The 15513-nt window shown below is 70.2% G+C and carries 18 protein-coding genes; 15 read left to right on the plus strand and 3 right to left on the minus strand.

The window, feature by feature from the left end:
• Both AB0E07_RS31960 and AB0E07_RS31965 read left to right on the plus strand, forming a co-directional pair.
• Window positions 1–3750 (plus strand): DUF6531 domain-containing protein (locus AB0E07_RS31960; RefSeq protein WP_362259991.1); only part of this gene is annotated, 3750 nt, incomplete at its 5' end.
• Window positions 3750–4262 carry a hypothetical protein gene (locus AB0E07_RS31965; protein ID WP_362259993.1) on the plus strand — a complete coding sequence of 171 codons (513 nt, stop codon included), beginning with the start codon at window positions 3750–3752 and terminating at the stop codon, window positions 4260–4262. The genes AB0E07_RS31960 and AB0E07_RS31965, both read left to right, overlap by 1 nt.
• Before the next feature lie 60 nt (window positions 4263–4322).
• On the opposite strand, the gene AB0E07_RS31970 is transcribed toward AB0E07_RS31965, so the two are convergent.
• From AB0E07_RS31970 to AB0E07_RS31980, 3 genes are all read right to left on the minus strand, one after another.
• Window positions 4323–5675, minus strand: coding sequence for a carbohydrate-binding protein (locus AB0E07_RS31970; RefSeq protein ID WP_362259995.1), 1353 nt, complete (start codon window positions 5673–5675; stop codon window positions 4323–4325).
• A gap of 184 nt (window positions 5676–5859) precedes the next feature.
• Window positions 5860–6810, minus strand: a complete 951-nt coding sequence (locus AB0E07_RS31975; RefSeq protein WP_362259997.1) for a LysR family transcriptional regulator — start codon at window positions 6808–6810, stop codon at window positions 5860–5862.
• 53 nt (window positions 6811–6863) lie between these two features.
• On the minus strand, window positions 6864–7946 hold the full coding sequence (locus AB0E07_RS31980; protein ID WP_362259999.1) for a helix-turn-helix domain-containing protein: 1083 nt from the start codon (window positions 7944–7946) through the stop codon (window positions 6864–6866).
• A gap of 427 nt (window positions 7947–8373) precedes the next feature.
• On the opposite strand from AB0E07_RS31980, the gene AB0E07_RS31985 reads away from it, so the two are divergent.
• The 13 genes from AB0E07_RS31985 to rpsQ all read left to right on the plus strand — a co-directional run bounded on the left by AB0E07_RS31985 (window position 8374) and on the right by rpsQ (window position 15461).
• Entirely contained in the window at window positions 8374–9246 is an 873-nt protein-coding gene (locus tag AB0E07_RS31985; RefSeq protein ID WP_362260001.1) for a helix-turn-helix transcriptional regulator, read from the plus strand.
• The gene (locus AB0E07_RS31990) at window positions 9243–9443 is read left to right on the plus strand and encodes a DUF397 domain-containing protein (protein ID WP_362260003.1); all 201 of its coding nucleotides are present in this window, start codon (window positions 9243–9245) and stop codon (window positions 9441–9443) included. Before AB0E07_RS31985 ends, AB0E07_RS31990 begins: the two co-directional genes overlap by 4 nt.
• A 624-nt stretch (window positions 9444–10067) precedes the next feature.
• Window positions 10068–10376 carry a 30S ribosomal protein S10 gene (rpsJ, locus tag AB0E07_RS31995; protein WP_003948644.1) on the plus strand — a complete coding sequence of 103 codons (309 nt, stop codon included), beginning with the start codon at window positions 10068–10070 and terminating at the stop codon, window positions 10374–10376.
• Window positions 10377–10393: 17 nt separating this feature from the next.
• A complete protein-coding gene (rplC, locus tag AB0E07_RS32000; protein ID WP_062706771.1) occupies window positions 10394–11038 on the plus strand; it encodes a 50S ribosomal protein L3 in 645 nt (214 codons plus the stop codon).
• 8 nt (window positions 11039–11046) lie between these two features.
• Complete coding sequence (rplD, locus tag AB0E07_RS32005) at window positions 11047–11703, plus strand: 50S ribosomal protein L4 (protein ID WP_362260005.1); 657 nt, start codon at window positions 11047–11049, stop codon at window positions 11701–11703.
• Window positions 11703–12122 carry a 50S ribosomal protein L23 gene (rplW, locus tag AB0E07_RS32010; protein ID WP_351931000.1) on the plus strand — a complete coding sequence of 140 codons (420 nt, stop codon included), beginning with the start codon at window positions 11703–11705 and terminating at the stop codon, window positions 12120–12122. Before rplD ends, rplW begins: the two co-directional genes overlap by 1 nt.
• Window positions 12123–12160: 38 nt before the next feature.
• Window positions 12161–12997 carry a 50S ribosomal protein L2 gene (gene rplB / locus AB0E07_RS32015; protein ID WP_028805741.1) on the plus strand — a complete coding sequence of 279 codons (837 nt, stop codon included), beginning with the start codon at window positions 12161–12163 and terminating at the stop codon, window positions 12995–12997.
• A 12-nt stretch (window positions 12998–13009) separates the two neighbouring features.
• Window positions 13010–13291, plus strand: coding sequence for a 30S ribosomal protein S19 (gene rpsS / locus AB0E07_RS32020; RefSeq protein WP_003992359.1), 282 nt, complete (start codon window positions 13010–13012; stop codon window positions 13289–13291).
• 44 nt (window positions 13292–13335) lie between these two features.
• Window positions 13336–13683: a 50S ribosomal protein L22 gene (rplV, locus tag AB0E07_RS32025; protein WP_003974262.1), complete on the plus strand. Its 348-nt coding sequence runs from the start codon at window positions 13336–13338 to the stop codon at window positions 13681–13683.
• The gene (rpsC, locus tag AB0E07_RS32030) at window positions 13683–14504 is read left to right on the plus strand and encodes a 30S ribosomal protein S3 (protein WP_015658463.1); all 822 of its coding nucleotides are present in this window, start codon (window positions 13683–13685) and stop codon (window positions 14502–14504) included. Before rplV ends, rpsC begins: the two co-directional genes overlap by 1 nt.
• Before the next feature lie 5 nt (window positions 14505–14509).
• Window positions 14510–14929, plus strand: a complete 420-nt coding sequence (gene rplP, locus AB0E07_RS32035; RefSeq protein ID WP_009327094.1) for a 50S ribosomal protein L16 — start codon at window positions 14510–14512, stop codon at window positions 14927–14929.
• Window positions 14929–15153, plus strand: a complete 225-nt coding sequence (gene rpmC, locus AB0E07_RS32040) for a 50S ribosomal protein L29 (protein ID WP_007494763.1) — start codon at window positions 14929–14931, stop codon at window positions 15151–15153. Before rplP ends, rpmC begins: the two co-directional genes overlap by 1 nt.
• On the plus strand, window positions 15153–15461 hold the full coding sequence (gene rpsQ / locus AB0E07_RS32045) for a 30S ribosomal protein S17 (protein WP_362260009.1): 309 nt from the start codon (window positions 15153–15155) through the stop codon (window positions 15459–15461). Before rpmC ends, rpsQ begins: the two co-directional genes overlap by 1 nt.
• Window positions 15462–15513 lie beyond the last annotated feature (52 nt).

Consider the following 15513-nt stretch of genomic DNA (forward strand, 5'->3'; position numbering starts at 1 on the left):
ATCGGTGGTCCGATTCTCGCGGCGATCGTGCTGGTGGCGGCGTTGGTGCTGCTCGCGGACACGCTCTATAAGTACTCGCAGGGCCGGGCATCGCTGTGGGACGTCGCGTTCGCCGCACTGGAGTGCATACCCGGTATGAAGGGTCTGACCACCCTCGGCGGGCTGGCCAGGGGGCTCAAGGGCCTCAAGGGTCTCAAGGGCATGGCGGCGGGTCTGCGCGGGCTGGGCAAGAGCGCCCGCGGCATGATCACCGACGGAGCGAAGGGCGCGTACAACCGGCTGAGCAAGGTCGTTCGTTCCAAGGGCAGCGACCCCGTCGACATGGCCACGGGTGCGATGTTCCTGCCGCAGCGGGACGTGGAACTGCCCGGACTGCTCCCCCTCCTCTTCACCCGCCGGGTCGCCTCCGACTACCGGTGCGGATGGTGGTTCGGGCCCACCTGGGCCTCCACCGTCGACCAGCGCCTCGAAATCGACGAGACCGGCGTCGTCTTCGTCACCGAGGACGGCCTGCTGCTCGCCTATCCCCACCCCGCGGCCCCGCACGTACCCGTGCTGCCCGTGGCCGGCCCGCGGCTGGAACTGACCCGGTTGGAGGACGGCGGCTACCGCGTCGACGACCCCGTGACCGGCTGGGTCCGCCACTTCCACCGACCCGAGGACGGCACAGCCCAGGTCGTCCGTATCACCGACCGCAACCAGCACGCGATCACCTTCGAGTACGACGACCAGGGCGCCCCGCTGGCCCTGCGCCATTCGGGCGGCTACCACCTCAAGCTCACCGTCGAGGACGGTCTCATCACCACCCTGAGCCTGGCCGGTGCCGGAGAGGACGGCACGGACACCCTCCTCCGGCGCTACGGGTACCTCGACGGCAACCTCACCGAGGTGGCCAACTTCGCCGGGCTGCCGCTGCGTCTCACCTATGACGACCGCCTGCGCGTCACTTCCTGGACCGACAGCAACGACAGCAGCTACGCCTACGCCTACGACGACCGGGACCGCTGTGTCGCGGAGGCTGGCGAGGCCGGCCACATCGCCATCACGCTCGCCTACGACGGCACAGCACCGGACTGGCCCGGCTGTCGTCTGACCACCCTGACCACCGCGGAAGGTGCGGTCAGCCGGTTTGTCGTCAACGACCTGAGCCAGGTCGTCGCGGAGATCGACCCGCTCGGTCACACCACGCGAACCGGCTATGACGAGCACCATCACGTCACCTCGCAGACCGACGCACTTGGCGCGGTCACCGCGTACGACAACGACGCACTCGGCCGTCCGCTCCGGGTCCACCAGCCCGACGGGGGCCGGATCACGGTCGCCTACGACACGACAGGCATGCCGACGGAGACGGTGATGCCCGACGGAGGTGTCTGGGCCCGGACGTACGACGAACGCGGCAACGGGCTGACGCTCACCGACCCCGCGGGCGCCACCAGCCACTTCCGCTACGACGACCGGGGACGACTCGTCGCGTTCACCGACGCGCTCGGCCGTACCACGGACATGGTCTGCGACGAGGCGGGACTCGTCACCGAAGTGGTCGACCCGCTCGACGGCCGTACCCTCATCGAACGTGACCGCTTCGGCCGCAGGGTCTCCGAGACCGATCCGCTGGGCGCGACGACCAGCTGGAGCTGGGACCCGGAAGGCCGTCTGATCCGCTTCGCCCGCCCCGACGGAGCGGTCCAGTCGTGGACGTACGACGTCGAGGGCAACTGCCTCAGCCACACCAACCCGGCAGGGGGCGCGGCGCACTACGAGTACACCCACTTCGACCTCCTCAGCGCCCGCACGGACCCGGACGGGTCCCGCACCGAGTTCACCTACGACCCCTCGCTCAGGCTGACCCGGGTGACCAACGCGCTCGGGAACACCTGGGACTACGCCTACGACCCCGCCGGGCGCCTCGCCGCGGAGTCGGACTTCGGTGGCCGCACGGTTCGCTACGCCTACGACTCGGCCGGCCGGGTGACGGAGCGCGAGACCGCCACCGGTGATGCCATCCGGTACGTCCGCGATGTCATGGGCCGGCTGATCACGAAGGAAGCCGACGGGGAGCGCCACGAGTTCACCTACGACCCGGAAGGCCGCCTGATCCGCGCGGTCTGGGCCGACGGGGAACTCACCCGCACCCACGATCCGGTCGGACGCCTGCTCTCCGAGACCGTCGACGGCCGCACCCTGCGGCTGACCTACGACGCGGTGGGCCAATGCCTCGGGCGGCGGACCCCGGCCGGCGCCCGGACCACGTACGTGTTCGACGAGCTGGGCCGACGGACCGAGGTCAGAGCGGGTGAGCGCCGGATCGCCTCGACGTACGACGGAGCGGGCCGGGAGACCGCCCGTGAGTGGGGCGCGGCCCTGCGCCTGGCGCAGCGCTGGGACGTGGCGGACAGGCCGCTGATCCGTGAGTGGAGTGGCGCGGGCCGGGCCGCGCCGGCACGGCAGAGCTACGACTGGCGGCCGGACGGAGCGCTGCTCGCGGCGGGGGACGCGCGGTACACCGTGGACCGCGCGGGTCGGGTCACCGAGGCGCACGGCCCCGACTGGTCCGAGTCCTACACGTACGACGCGCTCGGCAACCAGACGGACGCGGCCTGGTCGCCCGGTCACGCGGGCGCGGAGGCCATGGGGCCGCGCGTGTACGAGGGAGCAGACCTCGTCACCGCCGGGCAGGTCTGCTACGAGCGCGACGCGGCCGGGCGCCCCACCGTACGGCGTCGACCGCGGCTGTCCCGCAAGCCCGACGTGTGGCGGTACACCTGGAACGCCCAGGACCAGTTGACCGGGGTCACGGTCCCCGACGGCACGCACTGGACCTACCGCTACGACCCCCTCGGCCGCCGTATCGCCAAGCGACACGTCGGCCCCGACGGGACCGTGCTGGAGGAGACCGCGTTCACCTGGCACGAGGGCACGCTCGTCGAGCAGGCGGCGGTGGACCGCAAGTGGCCGGTCGCCCAGATCCAGACCTGGGAGTTCGATGAGGACGGCCTGGTGCCCCTGGCGCAGACTGACCGTTTCAAGGACCTGACCGGGGACTCGCAGCAGCGGTACGACAGCCGCTTCTACGCCATCGTCACGGACCTCGTCGGCACCCCGACGGAACTCGTCGACGAGAGCGGAGCGGTCGCCTGGCGGCGCACGGCGACGGTGTGGGGCGGCACCTCGTGGAACCAGGACGCCACCGCGTACACGCCCCTGCGTTTCCCGGGGCAGTACCACGACCTGGAGACCGGTCACCACTACAACCTGCACCGGCACTACGACCCCGAGACGGGCCGCTACCTCAGCACCGACCCCCTCGGACTGTTCCCCGCGCCCAACCCGGTCACCTACGTCGACAACCCGTTGACCGGGGCGGACCCGTTCGGTCTCTCGCCCTACGACCCGATCCGGATCAAGCCGGGCCAGCAGCTGCCCGGGGCGTACCATCTGAGCCCGGCCGAGGCGGACTTCGTGAAGCAGCTCGCGGCCAAGCGCCCCAATCTCCAGATCTACCGGACGCACGGCGAGAAGTTCCAGGGGGACTTCATGGTGGTGGATCGCTCCGATCCCAAGAACCTCGTGGCGTTCGTCGTCGACCACAAGATGGGCGGCGGCAACGCGGGGCAGCAGTTGAAGAACGCCGCGACCGCGGCCCGGCACGTCGGCATCACGGACCCGAAGCGGCTGATCACCGGGTCGGGCGACACCCCGAAGCTGCTGGATCTGATGAGTCGTGGCCGAGGAGCATGGAACAACTGATGATCATTTTGCCGAGGTTGCTCGTCCAGTTGCTCGAGAAGGTCGATGAGCGCCGGGGTGCCGAGCTGGCTCTTGATTTCGCGGAGCATGCCGTGGAGCCCCTGACCGACGGGCTCTGTTCGGTGTGCGAGGAGTATGTGGCCGCAGCCCGTCAGGCGATCCGGCTCGGCCGGGCGGACGACCGGCTGCTCCGTGCCCACGACGCCTTCGCCGAGGAGGCGTGGAGCGATCCAGGCCACTCCGACGACAGGAACCTTCTGGACTCCGCCGTACGGCTGGCCTGTCAGGACATGTTGATCGAGGCCGGGGTCTACAGCAGGGCCGGGCGGGTCAGCGTGGACGCCCCGTACATCGCCAAGACGGCCCAGTCCTTCGTAGCCCGGCGGCACTCCGAGCGGGCCGGGGACGGTGAGGATCTGCGGGAGGTGAACCGGCGGGCCCGTTGGGAGGAGGCGCGGTGGCAGGTGCGGCGGGTGATCGCGACGGAGCCGGCGCCGCCCGGGAACGGGTGAGCCCGGGCGCGCGTCAGGGCGCACCCGGGCTCGGTTCCCCCGCTTCCCCCGGTCAGGTGGTCAGGCGCGCTGCCACAGCGCGGGGACGTTCGGGGGCTCCCACCCGGCCTGCGCCTGGTGGTACTGGAGACAGCGGTAGGTGACGCCGCCGTACGTCACCGTGGCGCCGGCCTGGTAGACCGTGCCGGCCGCCCAGGTCCCGCCGCCGGGCTCCCCGGGCTCCCCGGGACCGCTCGTCGTGGTCTTCAGGGTGAGGCCGTACGCCTGGAGGATCGGGTTGAGCGGCTGGAAGTACGTGGTCCCGCCGCTGGTGCAGTTGCCCGAGCCGCCCGAGGTGACGCCCTGGGCCTGGCTGCCGGAGATGTAGGAGCCGCCCGAGTCGCCCGGCTCCGCGCACACGCTGGTCCGGGTGACCCCGGAGATGGTGCCCTCCGGGTAGGTGACGCTGGTGTTCAGCTGCTGGATCGTGCCGCAGTGCCAGCCCGTGGTGGACCCGGAGCGGCACACGGAGGAACCGACCGGGGCCTGCGTCGAACCGGCGACCTGGACGCTGGACCCGGCGACGTTCGGGGTCGCCGTCCAGCTGGAGTTCGCCGCCACCCACGCCATGTCGTTGCCGGGGAAGACCGACGCCTGGAAGGTGCCCTGCGCGACCCGGTTGAAGCCGGTGGTGCTGTTCCCGGTCCGGCCGCAGTGGCCGGCCGTGGCGAAGCCCTGCGTGGTGCCCCGCGTGACGGCGAAGCCGACGGAGCAGCGCGAGCCGCTGCCGATGTAGTACGCGTCGCCGCCGCGCAGGTCGTACAGCGGGCGCGGCTGCTCGGCCGACTTCACGAAGCGGGCGAGGGCGCCGTCCACGCGGGCGGCCTTGAGCAGCGCGCGCCCGGCGGACGGACGTACCGCCTCCACCACGAGCGCGTTGCCGCGCACGTCGACGTACCAGACGGGGGTGTCGGTGGTCGCCCGTCGCGCCGCCGTACGGTCCAGGCGGGCCTTGGCCGCGTCCAGGTCGGCGAGGGAGTGGCGTACGACGGTCGCGGTCGCGCCGGCCGCCTCGATCGCTCGTACGTCGGAGGCGTCCGTCGTCGCCACGGTCAGCGTGGCCGACTCCGCGCCGCGCACCCAGGCGCCCGCGAAGTCCTTGCCGAGTGCCAGGCGCAGCCGGCCCGCGGTCGCGCCCGCCTCGGCCTCGTTCGCGAGACGGGTCCGGGCCTGCGCGGAGTCGATGCCGAGGTCCCGTTGCATGGCGTGGAGGAGTGCGGACGGGACCTCGGCGGCCCGGGAGGTGTCCGCCGCGGTGGCGGCGGGTTCGGTGCCGGCGCTCGCGGAGCCGCTGAGCCCGGCCACGAGCAGTGCACCGGCCGCCACCGCGGCGGCGCCCGCCGCTCGGGCGGGTCTGGTGAGTCGTTGGAGCATGGGGAGGTCTCCTCGGAGTCGGTTTCGGTGGGTGGTGCGGTGGGTGCTCCGGTGGGTGGTGCGGGGAGTGGGGCAGTGCGGAGCGTGCCGAAACCGTAGGGAGGGCCGTGCGAGGGGCATAAGACGTCAGCCGACCCCCTGCCCCGGCGTTATGGAACGTGGGGCAGGGGGAGAGGGCGCCGGTTCAGGGGCGTTCGGACCGCTCGGCCAGCCAGTCCGTGTACGTCGCGCTGCGGGCCGCCGTTCCCGCGTGGGCGCTGCGGGCCTGCGCCAGGACCGTCGCCGCGGTGTCCGGCTGCTGGGTCGCCGGGTGCCAGCCCAGCAGATGGCGCCAGACCAGGGGAGTGCCGGTGAGGGGGCGGGTGGTGATGCCCGGTGTGGTGGGGAAGGAGGCCCGGCACAGGCCGACCGCCCGGCCGACCTGCACGAGGTGGACGACGGAGGAGGTGTCCGTCTCGTACATCCGGCGCGGGCTGAAGCCGGCGCGGGCGCAGGCCGCGGTGAAGCACTCGGCGAAGCAGCCGTCGCCGGGGACACAGGCCCACTCCTCGTCGGCGAGGGCGGCCAGGCCGATCTCCGGGCCGCGGGCGAGCGGGTGGCCCTCGGCGAGCATGACGAAGACCGGGTCCACGGCGATCTCCCGCCATACGAGGTGCCCGGCACCCGGCGGAGTGGCGGAGCCGCAGGTGCCGGTGAGGGCGAAGTCGAGCCGCCCTTCGGTGAGTTGCTCGGCCAGCTCCCGCTCGGACCAGGAGGCGCGGGTGGTGACGGCGGCACCGGGGGCCGCCTCGGCGAGCCGGTCCACCAGCGCTCCGAGGAGCGGTCCGTGCGTACCGCCGAGCCGTAGCCGCTCCGGCGCCTGGTGCGCCCGCGCGAACCGCGTCGCCTCCCGTTGCAGCTCGGAGACGGCGGGCAGGACGACCCGGGTCCGCTCCAGCACGAGTTCGCCGAGCGGGGTGGCGCGTACTCCGTGTCGGCCTCGCTCGAACAGGGCGCCGCCCAGGGCCCGTTCGATGCGCTTGAGCTGTGCGCTCAGGGCGGGCTGGGCGAGCCCGAGAGCGGTGGCGGCCCGGGTGAGGCTGCCCGCGTCGGCGATCGTCCGGATGGTCCTCAGATGCCGCAACTCCAGCTCCATACAGGGAGCTTGCTGGGCCGGAGGGGCGAGGGCAAGGGGCTGGTATGGACCAGTTACGGGCGCCCGGGGTGGGGGAGGCCGGCCGCGCGGCAGTCGCGGCAGTGGGCGCCCTCCACCGGTGACCGGAAGCCCCGGTCGCAGCCGTTGCAGTTGATCATCGTGCCCTTGGTGCCGGGCGCGGCGGGATCCGGGCCGGACGGCGCCGGGGGCGGGAGGAGGTCGGCCAGCCGGTGGGCGAGCAGCGCCGCCGGATTGCGGAGGGGCTGCGGCAGGTCGGCGCTCAGCGCGTGCCGTACGGCCTCGGGGCGTGCCCCGCGTTCGAGCCAGGTGGCGACGGCCGGGGCGAGGCGACGGACGGCGCGCTCGGAGAGGAGGAGGCGCGGGTCGACGTTCTGGAGGGTGGCGAGCAGGTCGGCGGCCGTGCGCTCCCGGTCGGCGTCGGGGGTCTGGGGTGCGGGGAGCTGGGGTTTGGGCACGGGCATGGACGTGGGCATGGACGTGGGCATGGGCGTGGGCATGGGCGCGGGCTTGCGCAGGGGTGTCTCCGAGGCTGTCGGCCGGGGTGGCGCCGAAGGCTTCGGCCCGGTTGCCGGTGCGGGCTCGTGGAGGGGCCCGGCCGAGGGCTCGGGGACGTGCGTACGCGGGGTGGGCGGAGGCGGAAGCCTCCTGGGTGCGGGGTCCGGAGTGTTCCCGGCCTCGGGGTGCCGGGCCTGGGCGAGGGGCTGGTTGTACGACACCGTGTGCGTGATGATCTGGCCGTTGGGGAGCCTTGTGCGCACCTGGGCCAGATAGCCATGGGCCTTCAACTCCCTCAGGGCGGAGGCGATACGAGCCTCGCCCTCGGCGAAGCGGGCGGAGAGGCTCTTGATGTCGACGAGGGTCTCCTCCGGCAGCGACTGGATGTGCAGGGCGAGGCCGATCGCGGTGAGGGAGAGCCGCTGGTGTTGCGAGAGGTGGTCACCGACGACGGTGCAGCGCGTCCGGTGCGGGGTGTTGATGTGGGTGATACCGCGCGGATTCAGCGGTCGAGCGCAGGCGGGCGCGCTAAGGTTCTGGGTGTCCATCAGGAAGTTGTTGCCTTCCTCGGTGGTCAGGCCCTCGCACTGGGATTGCCGTCCCGGCGGGGGCCGTCGCATGTCTGCGGTTGTGGTTGCCGCGAGCATATGGCAGTGAACCGGGCGGAAAACCAGCCGAGTTGGGGATCATCACCCGTCCGAGTGACCAGGGTTGATGAAGGGGATCGGTTGGGTTGGGTGGGGTCGGTATGTCCCCCGGGCCGTTGAAAAAGCTTTTGACCGCGCGTGCGGCCGTGCCCCGGGGTACCGGGACGCGGTGACCCGCGTTCCGGCGCGCCGACGCTCGGCGGCGCCCTACGAACCTCCGGAAACGGTCACCCAGCGTGACCGACTCCCCCTACTCTGAGAGCGATCACGCCGTCGCGTTGGGTGACTGTCCGGTGTCTGTCCGGTGTCTGTCCGGCGCTGTCCGGGCTTGTCGGGGCGGAGCGGGCGGGTAGGGCGGCGTTGTGGCACGACGGCACGGCGGCACGACGGAGGGGGCGCGATGACCGACGGTGAGGCGGGACGGCTCAAGGGCGAGGCGGACGAGCCGGGCTGGGAGGTGGATCCCGACGACGAGTGGGGGCTCGCGGTCCTGGCGACCGTGGGGCGGCAGCTGAGGCTGCGGAGGGAGACGGTGGGGCTGCGGGCCGGGGAGTTCGGACAGCGGGTCGGCTACGGCGAGGACATGGTCTACAAGATCGAGGGCGGGAAGCGGATTCCCCGGCCCGAGTACCTGGACCTGGCCGACGAGGTGCTGGACGCGGGCGGGCTCATCTCCGCGATGCGGGAGGACGTGGAGAAGGTCCGGTACCCGAGGAAGGTGCGGGCGCTGGGCGAGCTGGAGGCGAAGGCCGTCGAGCTCCAGCTCTACGACCCCCTGAACATCCACGGGTTGTTGCAGACGCCGGAGTACGCGCGCGGGCTGCTCCTGATGCGCCGTCCGGCGTACGGCTCGGACGAGGTGGAGCGGTTCATCGCCGCGCGCGTGGCCCGCGGGGCGGTCTTCGAGCGGGACCCGGCGCCCGAGATCAGCTTCGTGCTGGAGGAGTGGTCCCTACGGCGTCCGCTCGGCGGGCGCGCGGCACTCCGCCGTCAGCTCGAACACCTGGCGGAGGTGGCGCAGTTGCGGAACGTCGAGCTTCAGGTGATGCCGATGGACCGTGAGGAGCACGCGGGGCTGGCGGGCGGCATTGAGGTACTGAAGTTCGCCGACGGTTCGGCCGTGGGGCGGTCGCCCGTGGTGGCGCACGGCCGACCGGTCCACGAGCCCAAGCACCTCCGTATCCTTGAGCTGCGGTACGGCATCATCCGTGCCCAGGCGCTCACTCCGCGTGAGTCGCTGGCCTTCGTCGAGCATCTGCTGGGGGAGACATGACCCACGACACCGCCTCCGAGCCGGAGTGGTTCAAGAGCAGCTACAGCAGCAGCAGTGAGGGCGACTCCTGCGTCGAGGTCGCCACCACCCCCGGCACCGTCCACGTCCGTGACTCCAAGTACCGCGAGGCCGGTCCCCGCTTCGCGCTGGCCCCACGGGCGTGGGCGGAGTTCGTCGCGTACGCCTCGGGGAGCTGACCAACAAGCGCGACCGCGCCGGAGGCGACGGCCCGGCTCGGCTTCGTTCCCTCAAGGTCGGTCGACCTTGAGGGCCGGCCGTGTCCGAGCCGAACCTTGACCACGACGTGGGACCTCCCGGCGTGTGGGCCCGATCAGGACCGCGAACCGGCCCGTCCCGCGACGCGCAAGCCGGGCAATGGCGGGGAAACGCCCGACCGGGATGCTGCCCGCGTTTGACCTGCGTCACTCCCGGGGTATTCTCTCCGGCTCGATTGGCGGAGCACCTGCCCCATATGGCAGACTGTCCGAGTTGCTCGGTCGAGTGTTGATGCTGCGCGCCTCCCGCCGGGAGGACCGGAAGCGAGTCCCACAGTACTCGTCGCCCTAACTGCCTGCGGGCAGCACTGGGGCGGACGTACGGGAATCTTCCGGGAAGTGTCAGTGCGGCACCGGCCAGGCACCCGGTGGGCCTCCTAGCCCCCGGCCTGCGGTTCGCGAGGGCCGTGTTTCCGGACGAGGGATGTTCGAACAAGGGACATCTGTGTCAGCGGGAGCGCGACACGCCCGACCGCGTGGGTCGGCGGATGGGGATCAGGACACCAGGTTCCAGAGCGTAAGAAGAGACAGGACTACTGAGTAGCCATGGCGGGACAGAAGATCCGCATCCGGCTCAAGGCCTACGACCACGAGGTCATCGACTCCTCGGCGAAGAAGATCGTCGAGACGGTGACCCGCACTGGTGCGTCGGTCGCGGGCCCGGTGCCGCTGCCCACTGAGAAGAACGTGTACTGCGTCATCAAGTCGCCGCACAAGTACAAGGACTCGCGCGAGCACTTCGAGATGCGCACGCACAAGCGCCTGATCGACATCCTCGACCCGACGCCCAAGACCGTTGACTCCCTGATGCGACTCGACCTCCCGGCCGGTGTCGACATCGAGATCAAGCTCTGAGGGTCGGTGATCTGAGAATGGCTAAGCAGATCAAGGGCATCCTGGGCGAGAAGCTCGGCATGACGCAGGTGTGGGACGAGAACAACCGTGTTGTTCCGGTCACCGTCGTCAAGGCCGGCCCCAACGTCGTCACCCAGGTCCGCACGAACGACGTCGACGGCTACGAGTCCGTCCAGATCGCGTTCGGCGAGATCGACCCGCGCAAGGTGAACAAGCCCCTCAAGGGCCACTTCGCCAAGGCCGATGTCACCCCCCGTCGCCACCTCGTCGAGATCCGTACGGCCGACGCCTCCGAGTACACGCTCGGTCAGGAAGTCACCGCCGAGGTCTTCGAGGCCGGCGTCAAGGTCGACGTGACCGGCAAGAGCAAGGGCAAGGGCTTCGCCGGTGTCATGAAGCGTCACAACTTCAAGGGACTCGGCGCCGGGCACGGCACCCAGCGCAAGCACCGCTCTCCCGGTTCCATCGGTGGCTGCGCCACCCCGGGCCGTGTGTTCAAGGGCCTCCGCATGGCGGGTCGCATGGGCAACGAGCGGGTCACCACCCAGAACCTGACCGTCCACGCCGTTGACGCGGAGAAGGGTCTGCTGCTCATCAAGGGCGCGGTTCCCGGTCCGAACGGCGGCCTCGTCCTGGTCCGCACCGCGGCCAAGGGGGCCTGAGGTAACCGATGAGCACTGTTGACATCCTTTCGCCGGCGGGCGACAAGGCCGGTACCGTCGAGCTCCCCGCGGAGATCTTCGACGTAGAGAAGATCAGCGTTCCGCTGCTTCACCAGGTCGTCGTCGCGCAGCTGGCCGCTGCCCGTCAGGGCACGCACAAGACCAAGACCCGCGGCGAAGTCCGTGGTGGTGGCAAGAAGCCTTACCGCCAGAAGGGCACCGGCCGCGCCCGTCAGGGTTCGACCCGCGCTCCGCAGTTCGCCGGTGGTGGCGTCGTGCACGGTCCCGTGCCGCGTGACTACTCGCAGCGGACCCCGAAGAAGATGAAGGCCGCGGCCCTGCGCCACGCCCTCACCGACCGGGCCCGCAACAACCGCATCCACGTCGTCTCCGGCGTCATCGAGGGTGACAACCCCTCGACGAAGGCCGCGAAGTCGCTGTTCGGCAAGATCTCGGAGCGCAAGAACCTGCTCCTGGTCGTCGAGCGTGCCGACGAGGCCGCGTGGCTGTCCGCCCGCAACCTGCCCCAGGTCCACATCCTGGAGCCGGGCCAGCTGAACACGTACGACGTTCTCGTCTCGGACGACGTGGTCTTCACCCAGGCCGCTCTCGAGTCCTTCGTGTCCGGCCCGAAGGCCAATGACACCGAAGGGAGCGAGGCCTGATGGCTATCCGTCACCCCGCCATTGCCTCCAAGGCCGCCAAGGCCGCCAAGGCCGCCCGCGTCGCCAAGGCGCGTCGCCACGCCGCGGAGGGCAAGAACACCGTCGAGACCCCGCTGAGCAAGTCGTTCACGGACCCCCGTGACATCCTGCTCAAGCCGGTCGTCTCCGAGAAGAGCTACGCGCTTCTCGACGAGGGCAAGTACACGTTCGTCGTGGACCCGAGCGCCAACAAGACCCAGATCAAGCAGGCCGTCCAGGCGGTCTTCTCGGTCAAGGTCACCGGGGTCAACACGATCAACCGCCAGGGCAAGCGCAAGCGGACCCGCACGGGCTTCGGCAAGCGCGCCGACAGCAAGCGCGCGATCGTGACCCTTGCCGAGGGCGACCGTATCGACATCTTCGGCGGTCCGACCGCGTAAGCGGGTCGGATCGTCCGATATCGGACGAGGACTGAGAAATGGGAATCCGCAAGTACAAGCCGACTACGCCGGGCCGTCGTGGTTCCAGCGTCGCCGACTTCGTCGAGGTCACGCGGTCCACGCCGGAGAAGTCGCTGGTCCGCCCCCTGCACAGCAAGGGCGGCCGTAACAACGCCGGTCGTGTGACCGTTCGCCACCAGGGTGGCGGACACAAGCGCGCCTACCGCGTGATCGACTTCCGTCGTCACGACAAGGACGGCGTGCCGGCGAAGGTCGCGCACATCGAGTACGACCCCAACCGCACCGCGCGCATCGCGCTGCTGCACTACGCGGACGGCGAGAAGCGCTACATCCTCGCCCCGCGCAACCTGTCGCAGGGTGACCGCGTCGAGAACGGTCCCGGGGCCGACATCAAGCCGGGCAACAACCTGGCGCTCCGCAACATCCCGGTCGGTACCACGATCCACGCGATCGAGCTCCGTCCCGGTGGCGGCGCCAAGTTCGCCCGCTCCGCCGGTGCCTCCGTGCAGCTGCTCGCGAAGGAGGGCCAGATGGCCCACCTCCGCATGCCTTCCGGTGAGATCCGCCTGGTCGACGTGCGCTGCCGCGCCACCGTCGGCGAGGTCGGCAACGCCGAGCAGAGCAACATCAACTGGGGCAAGGCCGGCCGCAAGCGCTGGCTGGGCGTCCGCCCGACCGTTCGCGGTGTGGCGATGAACCCGGTTGACCACCCGCACGGTGGTGGTGAGGGCAAGACCTCCGGTGGTCGCCACCCGGTCTCCCCGTGGGGTCAGAAGGAGGGTCGTACTCGTTCGCCGAAGAAGGCTTCGAACAAGTACATCGTCCGCCGCCGCAAGACGAACAAGAAGCGCTAGGAGCGGGTTTAGATGCCGCGCAGTCTCAAGAAGGGGCCCTTCGTCGACGACCACCTGATCAAGAAGGTGGACGCCCAGAACGAAGCCGGCACCAAGAACGTCATCAAGACCTGGTCCCGTCGCTCCATGATCGTGCCGGCCATGCTCGGCCACACGCTCGCGGTGCACAACGGCAAGACCCACATCCCGGTGTTCGTCACCGAGTCGATGGTCGGCCACAAGCTCGGCGAGTTCTCGCCGACGCGCACCTTCCGGGGTCACGTCAAGGACGACCGGAAGTCGAAGCGCCGCTAACAGCGGATCGCATTCAGACACGTAAGTAACTGAGAGGGACAACCATGGAAGCCAGGGCCCAGGCGCGGTACATCCGCGTCACGCCCATGAAGGCCCGCCGCGTGGTGGACCTGATCCGTGGCATGGACGCCACGGAGGCTCAGGCGGTCCTGCGATTCGCTCCGCAGGCCGCCTCCGTGCCCGTCGGCAAGGTGCTTGACAGCGCCATCGCCAACGCCGCGCACAACTACGACCACACCGACGCCGACAGCCTCTTCATCTCCGAGGCGTACGTCGACGAGGGTCCGACCCTGAAGCGGTTCCGTCCGCGCGCCCAGGGCCGTGCCTACCGGATCCGCAAGCGGACCAGCCACATCACCGTGGTCGTCAGCAGCAAGGAAGGAACCCGGTAATGGGCCAGAAGGTAAACCCGCATGGGTTCCGGCTCGGTGTCACGACCGACTTCAAGTCGCGTTGGTACGCCGACAAGCTGTACAAGGACTACGTCAAGGAAGACGTCGCCATCCGTCGGATGATGACGTCCGGCATGGAGCGCGCCGGCATCTCGAAGGTTGAGATCGAGCGCACCCGTGACCGTGTCCGCGTGGACATCCACACCGCGCGTCCCGGCATCGTCATCGGCCGCCGCGGCGCCGAGGCCGACCGCATCCGCGGTGACCTGGAGAAGCTGACCGGCAAGCAGGTCCAGCTGAACATCCTCGAGGTCAAGAACCCGGAGACCGACGCTCAGCTGGTGGCCCAGGCCGTCGCCGAGCAGCTCTCCTCCCGCGTCTCCTTCCGTCGGGCCATGCGCAAGAGCATGCAGTCCGCCATGAAGGCCGGCGCCAAGGGCATCAAGATCCAGTGCGGTGGCCGCCTCGGTGGCGCCGAGATGTCCCGCTCGGAGTTCTACCGCGAGGGCCGCGTGCCCCTGCACACGCTCCGCGCGAACGTGGACTACGGCTTCTTCGAGGCCAAGACGACCTTCGGCCGCATCGGCGTGAAGGTCTGGATCTACAAGGGCGACGTGAAGAACATCGCCGAGGTCCGCGCCGAGAACGCTGCGGCCCGTGCGGGTAACCGCCCGGCCCGTGGCGGTGCCGACCGCCCGGCCCGTGGTGGCCGTGGTGGCGAGCGGCGCGGTCGCAAGCCGCAGCAGGCTGCCGGTTCCGAGGCCCCCAAGGCCGAGGCTCCCGCCGCCGCTCCGGCTGAGAGCACCGGAACGGAGGCCTGACCGACATGCTGATCCCCCGTAGGGTCAAGCACCGCAAGCAGCACCACCCGAAGCGCTCCGGCGCTGCCAAGGGCGGCACGCAGGTTGCGTTCGGCGAGTACGGCATCCAGGCGCTGACCCCGGCCTACGTGACGAACCGCCAGATCGAGGCGGCTCGTATCGCGATGACCCGCCACATCAAGCGTGGCGGCAAGGTCTGGATCAACATCTACCCGGACCGTCCCCTCACCAAGAAGCCTGCCGAGACCCGCATGGGTTCCGGTAAGGGTTCGCCGGAGTGGTGGATCGCCAACGTCAAGCCCGGACGCGTCATGTTCGAGCTGTCGTACCCCAACGAGAAGATCGCCCGTGAGGCCCTGACTCGCGCCGCCCACAAGCTGCCGATGAAGTGCCGGATCGTCAAGCGCGAGGCAGGTGAAGCGTGATGTCGGCCGGTACCAAGGCGTCCGAGCTGCGCGAGCTGGGCAACGAGGAGCTTCTGGCGAAGCTCCGCGAGGCCAAGGAAGAGCTGTTCAACCTCCGCTTCCAGGCGGCGACCGGACAGCTTGAGAACCATGGCCGTCTGAAGGCGGTCCGCAAGGACATCGCGCGGATCTACACCCTGATGCGCGAGCGTGAGCTGGGCATCGAAACGGTGGAGAACGCCTGATGAGCGAGAACAACGTGACTGCAGCAGACAACAGCGGCTCCGCCGCGGGCGCAGAGGCGCGCGGCTTCCGCAAGACCCGCGAGGGTCTCGTCGTCAGCGACAAGATGGACAAGACCGTCGTCGTCGCCGTCGAGGACCGCGTCAAGCACGCACTGTACGGCAAGGTCATCCGCCGTACGAACAAGCTCAAGGCGCACGACGAGCAGAACGCCGCCGGCGTCGGCGACCGTGTCCTCCTCGCGGAGACCCGGCCGCTGTCCGCCACCAAGCGGTGGCGCGTCGTCGAGATCCTCGAGAAGGCCAAGTAATTTCCTGCGGGGGTAATCCCGCAGGTCAGTTCCGCCAGGCTCGGCAGGGGCT

This window comes from Streptomyces sp. NPDC048002, from assembly GCF_040653275.1.
In the GTDB taxonomy this organism is placed as follows: Bacteria; Actinomycetota; Actinomycetes; order Streptomycetales; family Streptomycetaceae; genus Streptomyces.